Source organism: Metabacillus niabensis (assembly GCF_020524345.1).
Classification (GTDB): domain Bacteria; phylum Bacillota; class Bacilli; order Bacillales; family Bacillaceae; genus Metabacillus; species Metabacillus niabensis_B.
This window is the reverse complement of sequence record NZ_JAIVLH010000020.1, coordinates 98,312-113,402: the sequence shown is the minus strand read 5'-3', so window position 1 is coordinate 113,402 and position 15,091 is coordinate 98,312. Positions and strand designations below refer to the sequence as shown.

The window sequence follows — 15,091 nt, the reverse complement described above, 5'->3', positions numbered from 1 at the left end:
CTAGGTGTGTGAGAAGCTTTTTCTTTGGTTATCTTAGGAAATTTATTAATCTTTATAAGAACATTTTAAGAAAATAAAAAAGCTTGTAGAGAAAAACACCCACTTTCTCTACAAGCTGACCACACATCTTTTTAAGATGTGTGGCCACTTCAATTTATTAAATTAGATTTGCTGTTCTTTAATTTTTTTATATCCAAATTCGGGTATACTTTTCCACCGCTTACGTAAATCATGTGCGACAGCCTTCGGTTTACGGTCACGGGTGAAGATGCCTTTTTTGTTCCCCTGTACACGCATAATTCCTTGGCTTGTTGCAAAGTCAGCAAAGTTCCACACTTGTTCACCGATGAATTCATCATACTCATCAAAAATTTCATGGTTTACACGATAGTACTCCACCTGGAACTCTTCTGTGAACATAACAGGATCTACGTCATGCATGCCGGCTACTGTGTCTGCCCCATATTCAGTGAACATGATCGGTTTGCCTGGACACCGTTTTTTCCAGCCGTCAAATTCCTTACGGATATTCTGACGAACCATCCCCCAATCCCCGCTATCAACATACCAGCCATAATAACGGTTCAGTGCGAGTACATCAATAAGTTCAGCGATTTTGTCTGTTTCCGGATTAGACCATTGATGTGTAACAATTGTTACCGGACGCTTTTGCGGATCAAGCTCTTTTGTCAGCTTCACTAATGGTTCAAAGTATTCGCGTGCACCTTCTTCTTCTGAAGCCGGTTCGTTCGCTACAGACCACATAACAACACATGGGTGATTTTTATCTCGTTCTACAAGCTCTCGAATCACTTGTTCATGTGCTTCTCTCGTGCCAATATGTTCCCATGTATTACGCTTTTCTCTTTCACCGAACAATGTAGCTGCGAAGTTTAAATGGACTCCGACCGCAGGGGTTTCATCAATGACGACAATTCCTTCTCTGTCTGCAAGGCGCATTATTTCTTCTGAATACGGATAATGAGCAGTACGGAACGAATTGGCGCCAATCCATTTTATTAAGTTAAAATCGAGCACATTTGCTGCTTCATTTAAGCCTCGTCCATGAATAGGTGTGTCTTCATGCTTACCAAATCCTTTAAAGTAAAATGGCTTTTCGTTTATTAAAAATTGACCGTCCCTTACTGCAACGGTTCGAACTCCAAATGACTGGTCATATATATCTACGGCTTCACCATCTTGTAAAAGTTCCACACGCAATGTATATAAGTAAGCATTTAACGGTTCCCAGTGTCTAACATCCGGAATTGTAACAGAGCCTTCCAAATCAGCTGCTTCAGCCACAATCTGACCGTCTTCGTCCAGGACCTTTACTCTTATTTCAGCTTCACCCTCTGCCTCAACTTTATACTGAATTGTACCATCAAGTTCAGTTATAACTGTAATATCTTTTACATAGATTTTGGATGTTGTATAAATTTTTACCGGGCGATGAATACCGGCGTAGTTGAAGAAATCAAAGTTTGGATTGTTTTTCGCCCTTTTTCCGATGCCGTCAACTTCTACTTCTGAGTAAAAACCAACTGGCAGGGTTGATTCATCGACAATATTATTCACTGCAACTGTCAGACGGTTTTGTCCTTTTTGCAAAAAACGGTTAATTTCTGCCTCAAACGGTGTAAAACCACCTTTATGCTCTACAGCAAGTTCTCCATTTACATAAACTTTTGCTTTATGTGTTGCAGATCCAAAGCGGAGTACAATGCGCTCAGAAGTTAAAATAGCCGGAACAGTAACCTCTCTCTCATACCAGACCCAGCCGACATGGTTTCGGATATCTGCTGTAAGTCCTGTATCATTGAAAGATGATGGAACTGACATGCTCATTGCATTTGTCAATGGTTTAGAATACCAATTTTCGTCAAAGCCATTTCCTTTATCAAGCTTAAAATTCCAGATTCCATTTAAGTCAATCACTGTACGTGTATCTGTTAAAATCGGATATAACATTTAAGTGCACCTCTCTTTTGTAAGTGTTTACAGATACTATTATAAGTCGTATAATGAAGTGAAAAAATAACTATTTTTGCACTTATTGAACTTTTTTAACCAGGAGATGATAAAATGGGAGATTCTTTTCAATTATCTTCGTCCATTATGTCCTTTTTTCAACTAACGCATATGAATGTATACGCTTTTGAAACTTCAGGTTCAATGATAACCCTTCATGCTCCCCATTCCATTCCTGATCATCTGAATAAAGCAGCATTCAATGCTCTTATTGGCGTTGTCCATCAGCAGCCTACTATTTGCCATTTCTGGCATCACGATCAGATGGTATATATGGGAGGTGCATACGATTCGGACACAGCAGTTATTGCCGGACCTTTCTTAACACAGCTTCCACATGAACAAACAGGCTCACTGAATGAACATACATTACGAAACCTGCCAATTTTAAACCAAGCTGCCCAACACAGTGCAGCAAGTCTGCTCATGCATCTAAAACAAATGGAAGCCGTTTCGATTTCGTCGATTGAAGCAACAGAGTCCCCTTCTTCCCATTCAAAAGCTCGTGATGAAGAAGCTGACCATTCGATTATTAATCTGCGATATAAGATTAACAATGATATGATCCATGCAATTGAAACAGGAGATGCTGATTCAATTGCAATGCTGAATAAAAAAACCGGAAATTTATTTGACTTTTCATCCCGTTTTCCCAATAAACCGCTGAGGGCCATTAAAAACAGCTTAATTATTTTAAATACAACCTTCAGGCTGGCAGCGGAACGTGGCGGAGTTCCACCTATACTGTTGCATTATCTATCTGAAAAATTTGCCATCTCTATTGAGAGAATAAACAGCGTTCATTCTCTGAACAAGCTACAGGAAACAATGGGGATTGAATATTGTCACCTTGTACGTCAAAATCAATTAAACGGCTACTCCATGCTGATTAAAGAAGCTGTTCGCTATTTTCATAGCCATTTTACGGAACCATTTGATGCCGTGGAACTTGCTGACGAACTGGGCGTTCATCCTTCACATCTTGCACGACAATTTAAAAAAGAAACCGGGTCTACAATGAGTCAATATGTCAATCAGCTCCGCATTCAAAAAGCAAAGCGGCTTTTGAAGAAAGACAATGCTCCTATTGAACACATCACCGGTAAATGCGGATTTGAAGACGCTGCCTATTTTATTCGTGTGTTTAAAAAATTCACCGGCATGCCTCCAGGCAAATGGCGTTCATATGGTCACTAAAAAACAGAGATGTCTCATTGAGGGACACCTCTGTTTGTTTAACCTTGTTCTTTTCGTTTTTCAGCCAAATCAACTGCCAGCTGATTTGTCTTTTGCTTATTCAGAGGATACAAGAAAACAAGAATAAGGAAAATCAACCCGTAAATGATAGATGGCACGAGCGTGGCGAGAGAGTGAATCCCATTTAACGCTTCCTGTGTCTGGGCAGCACTCGCTGCATCGTACCCGACTGCTGCAACAGCAAAGCCTCCTACACCGCCTGCGATTGCCTGACCAATTTTCCGTGCCATAGAATAGACGGAGTAAACGGTTGCATCTTCTCGTAAACCGGTTACATATTCATGATAATCAATGACGTCTGTCACAAACGCCCAAATTACAAGGTTGAAAAAGGCAAAACCAAACATTCCGACTGCTGAGAAAGCCACAAATTCAATCGCAGATAAATCTTTCAAGTAGTACAAAACAAAATATACAACTGCAGCAAGTCCCATACCGATAGCTGCTGTTTCTTTTTTACCTAGTTTCTTAACCATCGGTTTTACAAGTGGAATCGCAATGAAAACTGCTCCAGTCTGAACCAGTCCAATCATACTTAGAGCTGCGGCATTGCCGAAATAATCCTTAAATAAATACACATTTACTGCATTAATCAGCATTGTGTTTACCATAAAAATCAGGGAAGCTATTAAAATCCAGATTAGCGGCTTATTCTTAAGCATCCCTTTCATTGTTACTTTCATACTGCCCTTTTGCTGATTTGGTTCCTGTGCAACAAGGCGCTCTGTTGACAGCTTGTAACATCCAAAGTAGCAAGTAATGGCAAGTATGCCAAACAACACTGCGACCATCAACATACGGTCTGCGTTGATCTCGTTATCTACGAATACAACTAGTGGACCTAGTACATTAATAACCAAGGCAGCCAACATCGCCCCCATTGTTCTCCACGTTGAGAGAGTGGTCCGTTCAACCGGATTGTCTGTAATAACAGATGCCATCGATCCATACGGAATGTTCACAGTACTGTAAAGCGTACCCCACACAATATAAGTAACAAAAGCCCATGCCAAATAAAATCCGTCAGACATACCGGGAATTTGAACAAACATAAGCACGCCTGTTAATACAAGTGGAAATGACATTCGTAAAATCCATGGTCTGAATTTCCCCTGTGCAGTTGGTTTTCTTGTGTCAATAAAACGACCCCAGGCAAAATCAGCGGCTGCGTCCCATAAGCGAGCTACAAGAAATAACATTCCTACAAGTGCTGCACTAATATGAAAAATGTCTGTATAAAAAACCATTAAAAAAGCACTAACAAGCATAAAGAAGAAATCATTTCCAAGATCACCAAGCAAATAGCCAATCTTATCCCTCACACCAAAAGGAGTGTTTTCATTTTTTTCTCCGCTTGAAAGCCGGGTGTATTCCTGCTTTGCTTCTTCCATATCTTTAACCCCCATATTCTTGTAGTAACTCTTTCATCACGCGTATATGAAAGTGTTTTCATTCTTTAATTATAGGTTTTTAGCATGAGATAAAAAGGACGATTCTTGCATTTTTTGTATTAAACTAACTTTAGACAGAAAATTTGAGCACAAAAAAGGTTTTCCGGAAAGGAAAACCTCAGTTGACGCGAACTCCAGTTTATTTTAATGTAACGCTTTAGTGATTTGGATTTAGAATACTTATCTTCCAAAGAACCAAGGGTAAAGTTAAATTGCTTCACATTCTAAACGAACATCGATATTCCCTTTTGTTGCTTTTGAATATGGACAAAAGCCGTGAGCTTTATGAACTAGTTCTTCAAGAGTGGCTTGTTCAATCCCTGTTCCTTTTACATGTAGTGTCACACCCAGTTTAAAACCTTGGTCAATTTCATCTTTAAGTAAACTTACATGAGCAGTTACTTCAGACTCGAAGGTTATACGTTCTTTACGTGAAATCAGTTGTAATGCACTGTCAAAACAAGCAGCATAGCCTGCAGCAAATAATTGCTCAGGATTGGTTGCTTCCGGATTTGACTTCGCACGTGGAGTACCCGGCATAGCCACTTCTAAGTTTAGGTATCCACCTTTAGATTGAACACGTCCTTCCCTTCCGCCTACTGCAGAAACACTTGAAGTAAATAAAACATTTGACATATAAAACACTCCTCTACAAAAAATGTATTTCCCGAAATTAAATTTTGCACAACTAATTGAATTGTAAGTTCATCATAAACAATCCAAATTATAATGTCAACAATTAAATTGTGCACAATGTAAAAATACAGTGGAATCAAATGATGCCACTATACCCTAAGAAAGCTAAATATTGACTTGTAGAAAGTGAATGTTCATCTCTCTTTTTTATTTTTTTCCCTAACCGTTAAAATTTGTGCCTCTGCTCCATATTCAATTCGAATGGTTTTCCTTGCATCAACGGATGTTCTCGCAGTGACTGCTTCCGTTCGTACTTCTCCTCTTATCTCCATCTCAACTACAAAACATTTTGAACCACATCTCATGTGGACCTCCTGATTCGATCATCTTCAAAGTTTAAAAAGCTGGTGGGGTTACAGAAAATAAGATAGCTGCTTTTTTATCAAATGGATTCTCCCACTTGTGCTTCATATGTTTTGGTATTCTGACACTGTCTCCTGCTTCTAATAAGTAGTCATCATCATCTAAATAGATTTTAATTTTTCCCTCTAATATAAAGGCCACTTCCTCTCCTTTATGTTCTAATAGCTTCTCTGAAGAAGATGAATTTGGAGGAAGATTCATAATGGCCGTTGCAAGGGTCCCGGTAAACTCCGGAGAAACAAGCTCATACGAGATATTCTCTACACTCATGTTTTTTCTTTGATTAGACCTGACCACTAAATCTGATGTATTTGTCTCTTCAAGTAAAAAACTAAACGTTGGTACTTCAAGAACTTTAGCCAAGACCTTAAGAGTTTGTATGGAGGGATTAGCTAATCCTCTTTCAATCTGACTTAACATAGAAGGAGTAATTTCAGCTAATTTGGCTAATTCCCGACTACTAAGTCCCTTTTCCTTCCTAAATCGTTCAACTTTTTTTCCAATATCAATATTTTCCATGACGCCTCCAAAATTAAATTACATTTAATTTATTTAAACTATATTTAACACCATCCATTAAAAACGTGTTAAACTACACTTAACATTAATTAAATTATATTTTATCAACCATCTTGTAACAAGTAATTAAGGAGTGATAATAATGAATGATTTTCTCACTTTTTTAGTTCTAACACTTTTTGTCATTATGAGCCCTGGTGTTGATACAGCACTCATTACAAAAAGAACCATTGCAGACGGACGGAAAAACGGCTACAAAATGGCTCTAGGTATTACATCAGGATCATTGGTTCATACATTTGCGGCCGCATTTGGCCTATCAGCAATTCTCTTACAATCAGCCCTTGCTTTTGACATTGTAAAGTATGTTGGTGCCATATATTTACTATATCTTGGCATTTCATCTTTTTTTAAAAGAAAGAATGATCATGATCTCCAAGTAGCACCTGGTTCTACCCTTAAAAGGAAATCCGCTTTTCAACAAGGATTTTTCTCAAATGTTCTAAACCCTAAAGTGGCCATGTTCTTTATCACATTTCTCCCTCAATTCGTAAATGCAGGATCAAATGTTACCATTCAATTTATCACGATGGGTGTCGTTTACACATTGCTTTCAATCACATGGTTCTTTCTATATGTCTTTTTTATCAATTATCTACGTGAATGGCTTCTGACGGAAAAGGTGCAGAAGATCATGGATAAAGCAACTGGTCTTGTTTTAATAGGTTTTGGTTTAAAGCTGGCATTTGAAAAACAACTTTAATTCTCCATAAACAGGTGCTAATCCTTACTAAGATTAGTGCTTATTTTATAGAGATACGTAAGGTTTTTTAGGGTTAGCACTAAAGAAAAGTGCCTTATAATCAATAGTTCCCCCCTTATTTTTCATAAACTTTAAAAGTTAAGTGAAGCATATTGATGTACAAATCAAATCTGGTATTTTATCATAGCCGTATTCTCATAAAGGAGGGAACAAGTTTGATGAAAGAGCAAAATGAAGCTTTATTATCTTCCTATACATTACCTAATGGAATTCAATTAAAAAACCGAATTGTCATGGCACCGATGACAAATTTCTCTTCTAATTCAGATGGTACAGTTACGGATGCAGAGGTGAATTACTATGCTAGGCGTTCTAAAGGAGTCAGCATGGTGATTACAGCCTGTACATATGTCACTCCAAATGGAAAAGGATTTCACGGTGAATTCGGAGCTGATACTGATGAAATGATCCCAAGCTTAAAAAAGTTAGCAACAAGCATTAAAGATCAAGGTGCAAAAGCAGTACTGCAAATTTTCCACGGTGGAAGAATGTGCCCGCCGGAATTAGTCCCAACTGGTGAAATTGTCAGTGCAAGTGATATTCCTGCAGAAAAAGGCGGTGTTTCCACAGATGAGCCTGATGTAAAACCAAGACCATTAACAGAGGCTGAAGTTGAGGAAATTATCCATGCCTTTGGAGAAACAACCCGTCGTGCGATCGAAGCAGGATTTGATGGAGTTGAAATTCATGGAGCAAACGGATATTTAATTCAACAATTTTTCTCCCCTCATTCAAATAGACGTGATGATCGATTTGGTGGAAGTCTTGAAAAACGAATGACGTTTCCATTGGCAGTTGTGGATTCAGTGAAAAAAGCAGTTCAGGAGCATGCAAAAAACCCATTTATTGTTGGATATCGTTTTTCTCCCGAGGAACCTGAAACCCCTGGGATTACAATGGATGAGACTCTTGTCTTAGTTGATGCTTTATCAGAAAAAGGCCTTGATTATTTGCATGTATCATTAATGGAATTCTTTTCAACACCAAGAAGAGGTGTTGAGGATTTAACGAAAACTAGAATTGATTATCTTAAGGAAACAATAAACAACAGAGTTCCACTTATAGGGGTAGGTTCTATTTATACAGCTGAAGATGCGCGTAACGCATTTGCAAGTGGAATTCCTCTTCTGGCACTAGGTAGAGAATTAATTATTGATCCTGATTGGGTACAAAAAATTGCAGAAGGAAAAGAAGCTGAAATTGTTACAAAAATTGATAAAGATAAGCAGGAGGAATTGGTCATTCCCGACCCTCTGTGGAATGCTATTATCAACACACCTGGTTGGTTTCCAGGGGTTTAATTCTGTGATCTAATAGTAAACTTCCGATCATGACTGTTTTTTTGATCGGAAGTTTTTTTCTTTATAAAGAAATCGAGTGATCAGCAAGCTGTTTTTCTGAGATTACGTTTATTCCATTTCGTTTTAATAAGGCAGTTGTCACGCCATTTCCGTCCATTTTCTTCCCTATAAATTCACCATTATATATCATGGAACTTCCACAAGAGGGGCTATACTCTTTAAGGACAACTACAGTTGCCTTTACATCTTTAGCTTGTTGTAAGGTAGTGTATGCACCTTTTATGTATAATTCAGTTACATCTCTACCTGATTTCTCGATTACTTTAGCTTTCCCATCCAATACATCTTCTCCATTACCTCCTATGATTTCAGCAGGTTCTCTGGGAGTTGAAAAACCTCCAAGTAGTTCAGGACATACAGGGATTGCCTTTTTTTCTTCTATTAGTTTATTGATCTTATTATTTAAACAATGTGTACCATTATATCTTACCTCTAAACCGGCTAAACAAGAACTAACTAATATTATGGGGATCACCTCGTTTGTAATCATACTCTCTCTATATAAGCTTAGGTTCTCTATTATTTAATAGATATAGACCAATCTAAAAAGTTTTTTTCTTTTACTTCATACCACTCACGTTCTATTACACTATAGTATACAGAATTCCGGTATGTTCCATCTTTTCTAATCATGTGATTTCTTAAGATTCCTTCCTTCATTCCACCGATTCTCTCGATAGCTTTTTGAGATCTAAAGTTTCGTTCATCTGTTTTGAATTGGACGCGAATAGCTCCAAGCTCCTCAAAACAATAGCTTAATAAAAGATATTTGCATTCTTCATTTATTTGTGTCCCCCATACACATGGATGTAACCAGGTCCAGCCTATTTCTAGTGATTTGTTTAAGGGAGAGATATCTAGAAAACGTGTGCTTCCAATTATTTTGTTGGTTTCTTTTTGTATAATGACAAAGGGAAATTCCGTCCCCTTTTTCCTATTATAGAGAGCAGATTCCACAAAAGCCTTCATATCATCAAACCTTGCTATCTCTTTAGGTAAGTGAGTCCATATATTACGATCACACCCTGCTTCGTATAGCCCTTGTATGTGATGCTTTTGCATAGGCAAAAGTTTAACATGTTCACCTTCTAATATTTCGAGTTTAATATTCAAGGAAATCCCTCCTTTTCAAACACCTTACAAATACTTAAGATATCAGCTCGTTTTCTTAACTATATACGATATGTGGATTCCCTGACAGAGTTTTGGTAAATTTAAAGATGATATCAACTATTTTTTTACGTACGATTGTTGTTTTACAACCTTACTATGCAAAATCATCAACCAGGAAAGGTAACGTTAGGAACGTTTCCATTTTCAAAAGGGGTTTTTCACATGTTTGATTTATTACTCACAATGGTCGAACGCCTTGGTATCATTGTCATGATTGCCTTTATTTTAACGCGATTCAAATTCTTCCGTGAGATGATTTATCATGATCAGCTTAATCGTAAACAGAAAGTGACGGCAATCATCTTCTTTGGTTTTTTCGGCATTATAGGTACATATTCAGGCTTGAGCCTAAGTACAGAAACCCTCCAATTTAACCGTCTTCCTTCTGATCTTTCCACAGACGAAGCAATCGCCAATTCACGTGTAATTGGTGTTGTTTTAGGCGGGCTTCTCGGCGGTTACAAAGTCGGGATTGGTTCAGGTTTAATTGCAGGGCTTCATCGGATCACATTAGGCGGATTTACGGGGATTTCCTGTGGTCTTGCTACCATTCTAGCAGGAGTGATCGCCGGATTCTTTCATAAACCGAATAAACATGTAAAGTTACGTTCCGCTTTTTTGATTGGAGCATTAGCCGAGACATTGCAAATGGTTGTCATATTGCTTATTTCACGCCCAATTGAACAGGCTGTGGCATTAGTCGAAATGATCGGTATCCCCATGATTTTTGCAAACGGAGTCGGATCTGCGCTTTTTCTATTGATTATTAAAAGCGTATTTAATGAAGAAGAAAAGGCCGGTGCTATGCAGGCCCAGAAAACATTGCGGATTGCCGACCAGACGCTAGCTTATCTGCGCAATGGTCTCACCACTGATTCAGCTGGTGCGGTTTGTCACATTATCCATAATGAAATCAAGTCAAGTGCAGTGGCGATTACGAATACGACAGAAATTCTCGCACATGTTGGTCTTGGCTATGATCATCACCGTGCAGAAAGCCCAATACAGACAAAGATTACGATTGATGCGGTCAAGCAGGACAAGATTGTTGTCGCGAATCAACGCTCCATTCATTGTCGTGATGAAAGTTGCCCACTCGGTGCAGCTGTAATTGCTCCTTTAAAGTTACGAAATAAACCAATCGGCACGTTAAAATTTTATTTTCGTTCTGAAAAAGAGATAACGAATGTTGTGATGGAGTTAATTACCGGACTTAGTTCGATGATCAGTAATCAGCTTGAAATCTCTGAAGCAGGTAAGGCTTACCAGCTCGCAAAAGAAACAGAAATCCGGGCACTGCAAGCACAGATCAGCCCGCACTTTTTATTTAATACACTTAATACAATCGTTTCCCTTGTCCGTATTGATCCTGCAAAAGCACGTAAATTGCTTATTTCATTATCACACTTTTTACGTCAAAATCTGACTGTGACAACACATACTAAGATTATGTTGGAGCAGGAATTACGACATGTAAAAGCGTATCTTGCGATTGAGGAAGCACGTTTTGTTGATCGCTTGACCATTATCTATGATATTGATGATGGAGCCATTCATCAAAGCATACCTCCGCTTACACTGCAGCCACTTGTTGAAAATGCAATGAAACATGGCTTCAAGGATAAAGAGGAAAACTGTTTGTTAAATATTACAATTAAAAAGATAAAGAACATCACTTATATAAGTGTAAAAGACAATGGAAAAGGAATGAGTAAAGAACTGGCCAATCAACTTTCGCAAACTCCGATACACTCCGAGAAAGGGAGCGGTCTTGCCATTTATAATGTAAATCGAAGGCTGACAATGATGTTCGGAGAAGCTGCAGCGCTAAAAATTGCAAGCGAACCTGATAAAGGCACAGACATTTCCTTTTCAATTCCATATGAAGTGGAGGAAAAAAACAAATGAAATCAACTATAAAAACATTAATCGTTGATGATGAATTATATAGCCGTGATGAGCTAAAACATTTATTACAGGAGTTCCCATCGATTAACATTGTTGGAGAAGCAGAATCTGGCGAAGCGGCCATTATGAAATCTCTTCAGCTTCAGCCTGATGTTGTTTTTTTAGATGTAGAAATGCCAAAAATGAATGGAATGGAAGCAGCAAAAGCACTAATGGAATTGAAAAAAGTCCCGCTTCTTGTCTTCGCGACAGCGTATCCGCAATTTGCTGCAGAGGCGTTCCGCTATGATGCAATTGATTATTTATTAAAACCTTATGATGAAGATCAGTTACAGGAAACCATTAAGCGGATTGAAAAAAAATTAGTAACGAACGATGAAAGTGAGGCTGGTAAACGTTCCGGAAAACTTCCAGTTGAAGCAGAGGGTGAGATTTTTTATCTTGAGCCTGCAGACATCCTTTATATATACAGGGACGAAAAAGTAACGAAACTGATTACAAAAACTGGAGAATTCGAAACTAAAACACCTCTTAAGGATCTGGAAAGCAGACTTGTTGCTTTCGATTTTTTTCGAATACATAAGAGCTATCTTGTAAACTTATCCTATGTTTCAAAACTAACCCCTTGGTTCAATGGTGCGTATCAGCTGCAAATCGAAGGGAGAGACGAATTGTTGGCCGTTAGCAGAAATTATGTGAAGTCATTAAGAATACACTTGGAAATTTAGCACCCTTTCTTGCATCTTAATTATGATTTTCAACATGATAACCTCTGTTTTTGACCTTTTGGTCTCAAACTCCCCCTTTTAAACTGGTATTCTATTATACTTTATGTAAACGCATTCATAAAAAGGGGGAGACATAATGTTTACGTTTTTAGGAGGTATCGCTCTTTTAATAATAGGCTATTTTACGTACGGTAAATTTATTGAAAAAATGTTTGGGGTGAAAGAAAGTCGTGCAACTCCTGCATATGTGAACAGCGATGGCGTTGACTATGTTCCAATGAGCACACCGAAGAATTCACTCATTCAATTGTTAAATATCGCAGGAACAGGACCTATTTTTGGTCCGATTATGGGAGCGCTTTACGGACCGGCTGCCTTTATCTGGATCGTTGTCGGTTGTATTTTTGCCGGGGCTGTCCATGACTATTTAACAGGGATGATCTCAATCCGTAACCGCGGCGCCCATTTACCTGAGCTTGCTAGTAAATTTCTTGGTAAAGTTATGAGACATGTTGTAAACGCATTCGCAGTCCTGCTTCTTCTTTTAGTAGGAACCGTATTTGTTTCAACACCTGCAAGTCTTTTACATGTATTAATGGATGGCAAGATCGCATTAGGCTTAATTATTGGATTTATTTTCCTTTATTATATTTTAGCAACGCTTTTGCCAGTTGATAAGATTATCGGCCGTTTATATCCGTACTTTGGTGCATTGCTTGTAATCAGTGCACTTGGTGTGGGCATTGGGTTAATGGTAACAGGAGCACCAATTCCTGAGCTTTCATTCCAAAATTTCCACCCTGATAACGCGCCTATTTTTCCATTGATCTTTTTCACGATCACTTGTGGTGCTCTTTCAGGCTTCCATGCTACACAAACACCTATCATTTCGCGTACAACGCAAAATGAAAAACAAGGACGTAAAATTTTCTACGGCATGATGATTGCTGAAGGGATCATTGCCATGATTTGGGCAGCAGCATCTATGAGCCTATTTGACGGCTATAACGGTTTAAATGAAGTGCTTGCAGCAGGGGGTCCTGGTGCGGTTGTAAGTGAAGTTTCAACCATGATGCTCGGCGCAATCGGCGGTACACTTGCCGTGCTTGGTGTTGTCGTTTTACCAATTACATCCGGTGATACTGCGTTCCGTAGTGCACGTATGATTATTGCTGAATACCTGAACATCGCACAAAAGAAATTTTCGAGCCGTTTATGGATTGCGGTACCGTTATTTGTTATCTCATTGATCCTGACACAGATTGACTTTAACATCTTATGGAGATACTTCAGCTGGGCCAACCAAGCAACAGCGGTCATTGCATTATTTGTTGGAGCCATGTATTTATATATTGCAAAGAAAAACTACTGGGTATCACTTATCCCGGGATCATTTATGCTCGTTATGGTGATTACCTATATCCTTAATGCCCAAATCGGCTTCCGCTTATCAATGAATGTTTCATGGTATGGGGGTGTGATAGGAACGGCAATCCTGCTTGTCCTATTCTTCCGTGCTGCTAAAAAGGCTCGAGCAAATAATCTTCAGCTTGATGAGGATATTTCAGGCTGGGATAAGGTGGCTTAATTCATTCAATTAAAAGTTTTGTAGGGACCGTTCTTAGCACTTATATAAAGTGTTGGACTGTCCCTTGTTTGTTATCTTACAAATTATCAGCCATTTAGCTTAGGGCATCCGGATCTTATGATAAGATGAGAGTAAAATATATACTGTTTAGCCTAGGAGGGATGTTACAATGTTAGACCAAACCATCATTTATCTCGTATCTGGTCCAATCGGAGTTGGAAAATCAACAACTTCAAAAGAGCTTGCTCGGAATGTTCCCAATTGTGTACTTATTCATGGTGACTCTATTCTACAAATGTTTGATTATGGTTTAGACACTGCATGGGAACAAAGATTAAGACTAACGTGGGAGAATATTCTTGCCATAACGAAGAACTTTACTCAACATGGCTTTAGCATCGTCATTGACTTTGTGGTGGAAGATGAGCTCGAGTGGTTTTGTCAGCAGATAAACGACCTGCCAGTAACATTGAAGTATATTGTCTTAAGGGCGGATAAAGAAAAGCTCATTGAACGTATCCATTCGCGTGGAGATCACGAGTCAATCGATCGTTCTTTATTCTTATTGAAGAAACTGGAATCACTTCCCTCTAACAAACCATATCTATATGATACAACTCTAAAACATACAGCAGAAATCGTAGATACCATCCTAAACAACAATCGTTTTTCCGTTAAAAAATAACAATTTGAAAAACTTGGCTTATCTCCAAGTCCTAATGGCGAAAGCCTTAGTTTTTCTTATACTATCATCAATAAAATCTTATACTTTCTGTATAGTATAAAAAATGGGCTTCCTTCTGTGAGAAAAAGCCCATTTTTCATGATTAAATCAGTTTTATAGGTGTATCCAAATGATCATTGCGATAGGAACGATATGAGACGAATTCTTTTCCGTTTGAATCACCATCCATTTGTAAGATACGTTCATTGATGGTTTCTAAATAGAAATGTTTGTCATTCATTTTCAGCATGAAAATTTTATAAGTATTGCCTAGCAAATTTTTCGTGCTTATCTTTGTATCAGGGTGCATCTGAATGAACTCAGCCAGCTGCTGTACGGAAGAATAAGGAATTTCAGCCATATCATAAAAGGTTCCCTTCATATTATCTTTCAACCTACTAAATGCTGTTATGGCCTTTTCTTTTATTTTGTTCCCATCAAACTCCATAAAATCTCTCCTTGTAAGTAA

At 38.3% G+C, this 15,091-nt stretch carries 15 protein-coding genes; 7 read left to right on the top strand and 8 right to left on the bottom strand.

All coding sequences use genetic code 11. The features are described 5' to 3' along the window. Positions 1–162 precede the first annotated feature (162 nt). Positions 163–1,971, bottom strand: a complete 1,809-nt coding sequence (gene uidA / locus LC095_RS20305; protein WP_226529897.1) for a beta-glucuronidase — start codon at positions 1,969–1,971, stop codon at positions 163–165. A gap of 114 nt (positions 1,972–2,085) precedes the next feature. On the opposite strand from uidA, the gene LC095_RS20300 reads away from it, so the two are divergent. Further along, positions 2,086–3,228 carry a helix-turn-helix domain-containing protein gene (locus LC095_RS20300; RefSeq protein ID WP_226529896.1) on the top strand — a complete coding sequence of 381 codons (1,143 nt, stop codon included), beginning with the start codon at positions 2,086–2,088 and terminating at the stop codon, positions 3,226–3,228. Between the two features lie 38 nt (positions 3,229–3,266). On the opposite strand, the gene LC095_RS20295 is transcribed toward LC095_RS20300, so the two are convergent. From LC095_RS20295 to LC095_RS20280, 4 genes are all read right to left on the bottom strand, one after another. Then, positions 3,267–4,679: an MFS transporter gene (locus LC095_RS20295; RefSeq protein WP_226529895.1), complete on the bottom strand. Its 1,413-nt coding sequence runs from the start codon at positions 4,677–4,679 to the stop codon at positions 3,267–3,269. Positions 4,680–4,946: 267 nt separating this feature from the next. Continuing rightward, the gene (locus LC095_RS20290; protein ID WP_226529894.1) at positions 4,947–5,375 is read right to left on the bottom strand and encodes an organic hydroperoxide resistance protein; all 429 of its coding nucleotides are present in this window, start codon (positions 5,373–5,375) and stop codon (positions 4,947–4,949) included. Between the two features lie 194 nt (positions 5,376–5,569). Next, positions 5,570–5,740 (bottom strand): hypothetical protein, encoded by a 171-nt coding sequence (locus LC095_RS20285; protein ID WP_169908070.1) that lies wholly within the window; start codon positions 5,738–5,740, stop codon positions 5,570–5,572. Positions 5,741–5,771: 31 nt separating this feature from the next. Then, a complete protein-coding gene (locus LC095_RS20280) occupies positions 5,772–6,317 on the bottom strand; it encodes a cupin domain-containing protein (protein WP_226529893.1) in 546 nt (181 codons plus the stop codon). A 142-nt stretch (positions 6,318–6,459) separates the two neighbouring features. Here LC095_RS20280 and LC095_RS20275 point away from each other — a divergent pair, with 142 nt between their 5' ends. After that, positions 6,460–7,080: a LysE family translocator gene (locus LC095_RS20275; protein ID WP_226529892.1), complete on the top strand. Its 621-nt coding sequence runs from the start codon at positions 6,460–6,462 to the stop codon at positions 7,078–7,080. A 218-nt stretch (positions 7,081–7,298) separates the two neighbouring features. Further along, entirely contained in the window at positions 7,299–8,441 is a 1,143-nt protein-coding gene (locus LC095_RS20270; RefSeq protein ID WP_226529891.1) for an NADH-dependent flavin oxidoreductase, read from the top strand. Positions 8,442–8,502: 61 nt separating this feature from the next. Here LC095_RS20270 and LC095_RS20265 read toward each other — a convergent pair whose 3' ends face one another. Together LC095_RS20265 and LC095_RS20260 are read right to left on the bottom strand one after the other, a co-directional pair. Continuing rightward, positions 8,503–8,967: a DUF523 domain-containing protein gene (locus tag LC095_RS20265; protein WP_226529903.1), complete on the bottom strand. Its 465-nt coding sequence runs from the start codon at positions 8,965–8,967 to the stop codon at positions 8,503–8,505. A 53-nt stretch (positions 8,968–9,020) separates the two neighbouring features. Further along, positions 9,021–9,614 (bottom strand): GNAT family N-acetyltransferase, encoded by a 594-nt coding sequence (locus LC095_RS20260; protein ID WP_226529890.1) that lies wholly within the window; start codon positions 9,612–9,614, stop codon positions 9,021–9,023. A gap of 222 nt (positions 9,615–9,836) precedes the next feature. Here LC095_RS20260 and LC095_RS20255 point away from each other — a divergent pair, with 222 nt between their 5' ends. From LC095_RS20255 to LC095_RS20240, 4 genes are all read left to right on the top strand, one after another. Continuing rightward, positions 9,837–11,582, top strand: a complete 1,746-nt coding sequence (locus LC095_RS20255) for a LytS/YhcK type 5TM receptor domain-containing protein (protein ID WP_226529889.1) — start codon at positions 9,837–9,839, stop codon at positions 11,580–11,582. Further along, positions 11,579–12,310, top strand: coding sequence for a LytR/AlgR family response regulator transcription factor (locus LC095_RS20250; protein ID WP_226529888.1), 732 nt, complete (start codon positions 11,579–11,581; stop codon positions 12,308–12,310). Before LC095_RS20255 ends, LC095_RS20250 begins: the two co-directional genes overlap by 4 nt. 136 nt (positions 12,311–12,446) lie before the next feature. Further along, positions 12,447–13,898: a carbon starvation protein A gene (locus LC095_RS20245; RefSeq protein WP_226529887.1), complete on the top strand. Its 1,452-nt coding sequence runs from the start codon at positions 12,447–12,449 to the stop codon at positions 13,896–13,898. Between the two features lie 169 nt (positions 13,899–14,067). After that, a complete protein-coding gene (locus tag LC095_RS20240; protein ID WP_226529886.1) occupies positions 14,068–14,583 on the top strand; it encodes an AAA family ATPase in 516 nt (171 codons plus the stop codon). A 142-nt stretch (positions 14,584–14,725) separates the two neighbouring features. On the opposite strand, the gene LC095_RS20235 is transcribed toward LC095_RS20240, so the two are convergent. Next, complete coding sequence (locus tag LC095_RS20235; protein WP_226529885.1) at positions 14,726–15,070, bottom strand: hypothetical protein; 345 nt, start codon at positions 15,068–15,070, stop codon at positions 14,726–14,728. Positions 15,071–15,091 lie beyond the last annotated feature (21 nt).

What these genes read in the sequence shown, in the direction of transcription:
- uidA (WP_226529897.1), bottom strand. Translation starts at nt 1,971, where the DNA reads ATGTTATATCCGATTTTAACAGATACACGTACAGTGATTGACTTAAAT.
- LC095_RS20300 (WP_226529896.1), top strand. Translation starts at nt 2,086, where the DNA reads ATGGGAGATTCTTTTCAATTATCTTCGTCCATTATGTCCTTTTTTCAA.
- LC095_RS20295 (WP_226529895.1), bottom strand. Translation starts at nt 4,679, where the DNA reads ATGGAAGAAGCAAAGCAGGAATACACCCGGCTTTCAAGCGGAGAAAAA.
- LC095_RS20290 (WP_226529894.1), bottom strand. Translation starts at nt 5,375, where the DNA reads ATGTCAAATGTTTTATTTACTTCAAGTGTTTCTGCAGTAGGCGGAAGG.
- LC095_RS20285 (WP_169908070.1), bottom strand. Translation starts at nt 5,740, where the DNA reads ATGAGATGTGGTTCAAAATGTTTTGTAGTTGAGATGGAGATAAGAGGA.
- LC095_RS20280 (WP_226529893.1), bottom strand. Translation starts at nt 6,317, where the DNA reads ATGGAAAATATTGATATTGGAAAAAAAGTTGAACGATTTAGGAAGGAA.
- LC095_RS20275 (WP_226529892.1), top strand. Translation starts at nt 6,460, where the DNA reads ATGAATGATTTTCTCACTTTTTTAGTTCTAACACTTTTTGTCATTATG.
- LC095_RS20270 (WP_226529891.1), top strand. Translation starts at nt 7,299, where the DNA reads ATGAAAGAGCAAAATGAAGCTTTATTATCTTCCTATACATTACCTAAT.
- LC095_RS20255 (WP_226529889.1), top strand. Translation starts at nt 9,837, where the DNA reads ATGTTTGATTTATTACTCACAATGGTCGAACGCCTTGGTATCATTGTC.
- LC095_RS20250 (WP_226529888.1), top strand. Translation starts at nt 11,579, where the DNA reads ATGAAATCAACTATAAAAACATTAATCGTTGATGATGAATTATATAGC.
- LC095_RS20245 (WP_226529887.1), top strand. Translation starts at nt 12,447, where the DNA reads ATGTTTACGTTTTTAGGAGGTATCGCTCTTTTAATAATAGGCTATTTT.
- LC095_RS20240 (WP_226529886.1), top strand. Translation starts at nt 14,068, where the DNA reads ATGTTAGACCAAACCATCATTTATCTCGTATCTGGTCCAATCGGAGTT.
- LC095_RS20235 (WP_226529885.1), bottom strand. Translation starts at nt 15,070, where the DNA reads ATGGAGTTTGATGGGAACAAAATAAAAGAAAAGGCCATAACAGCATTT.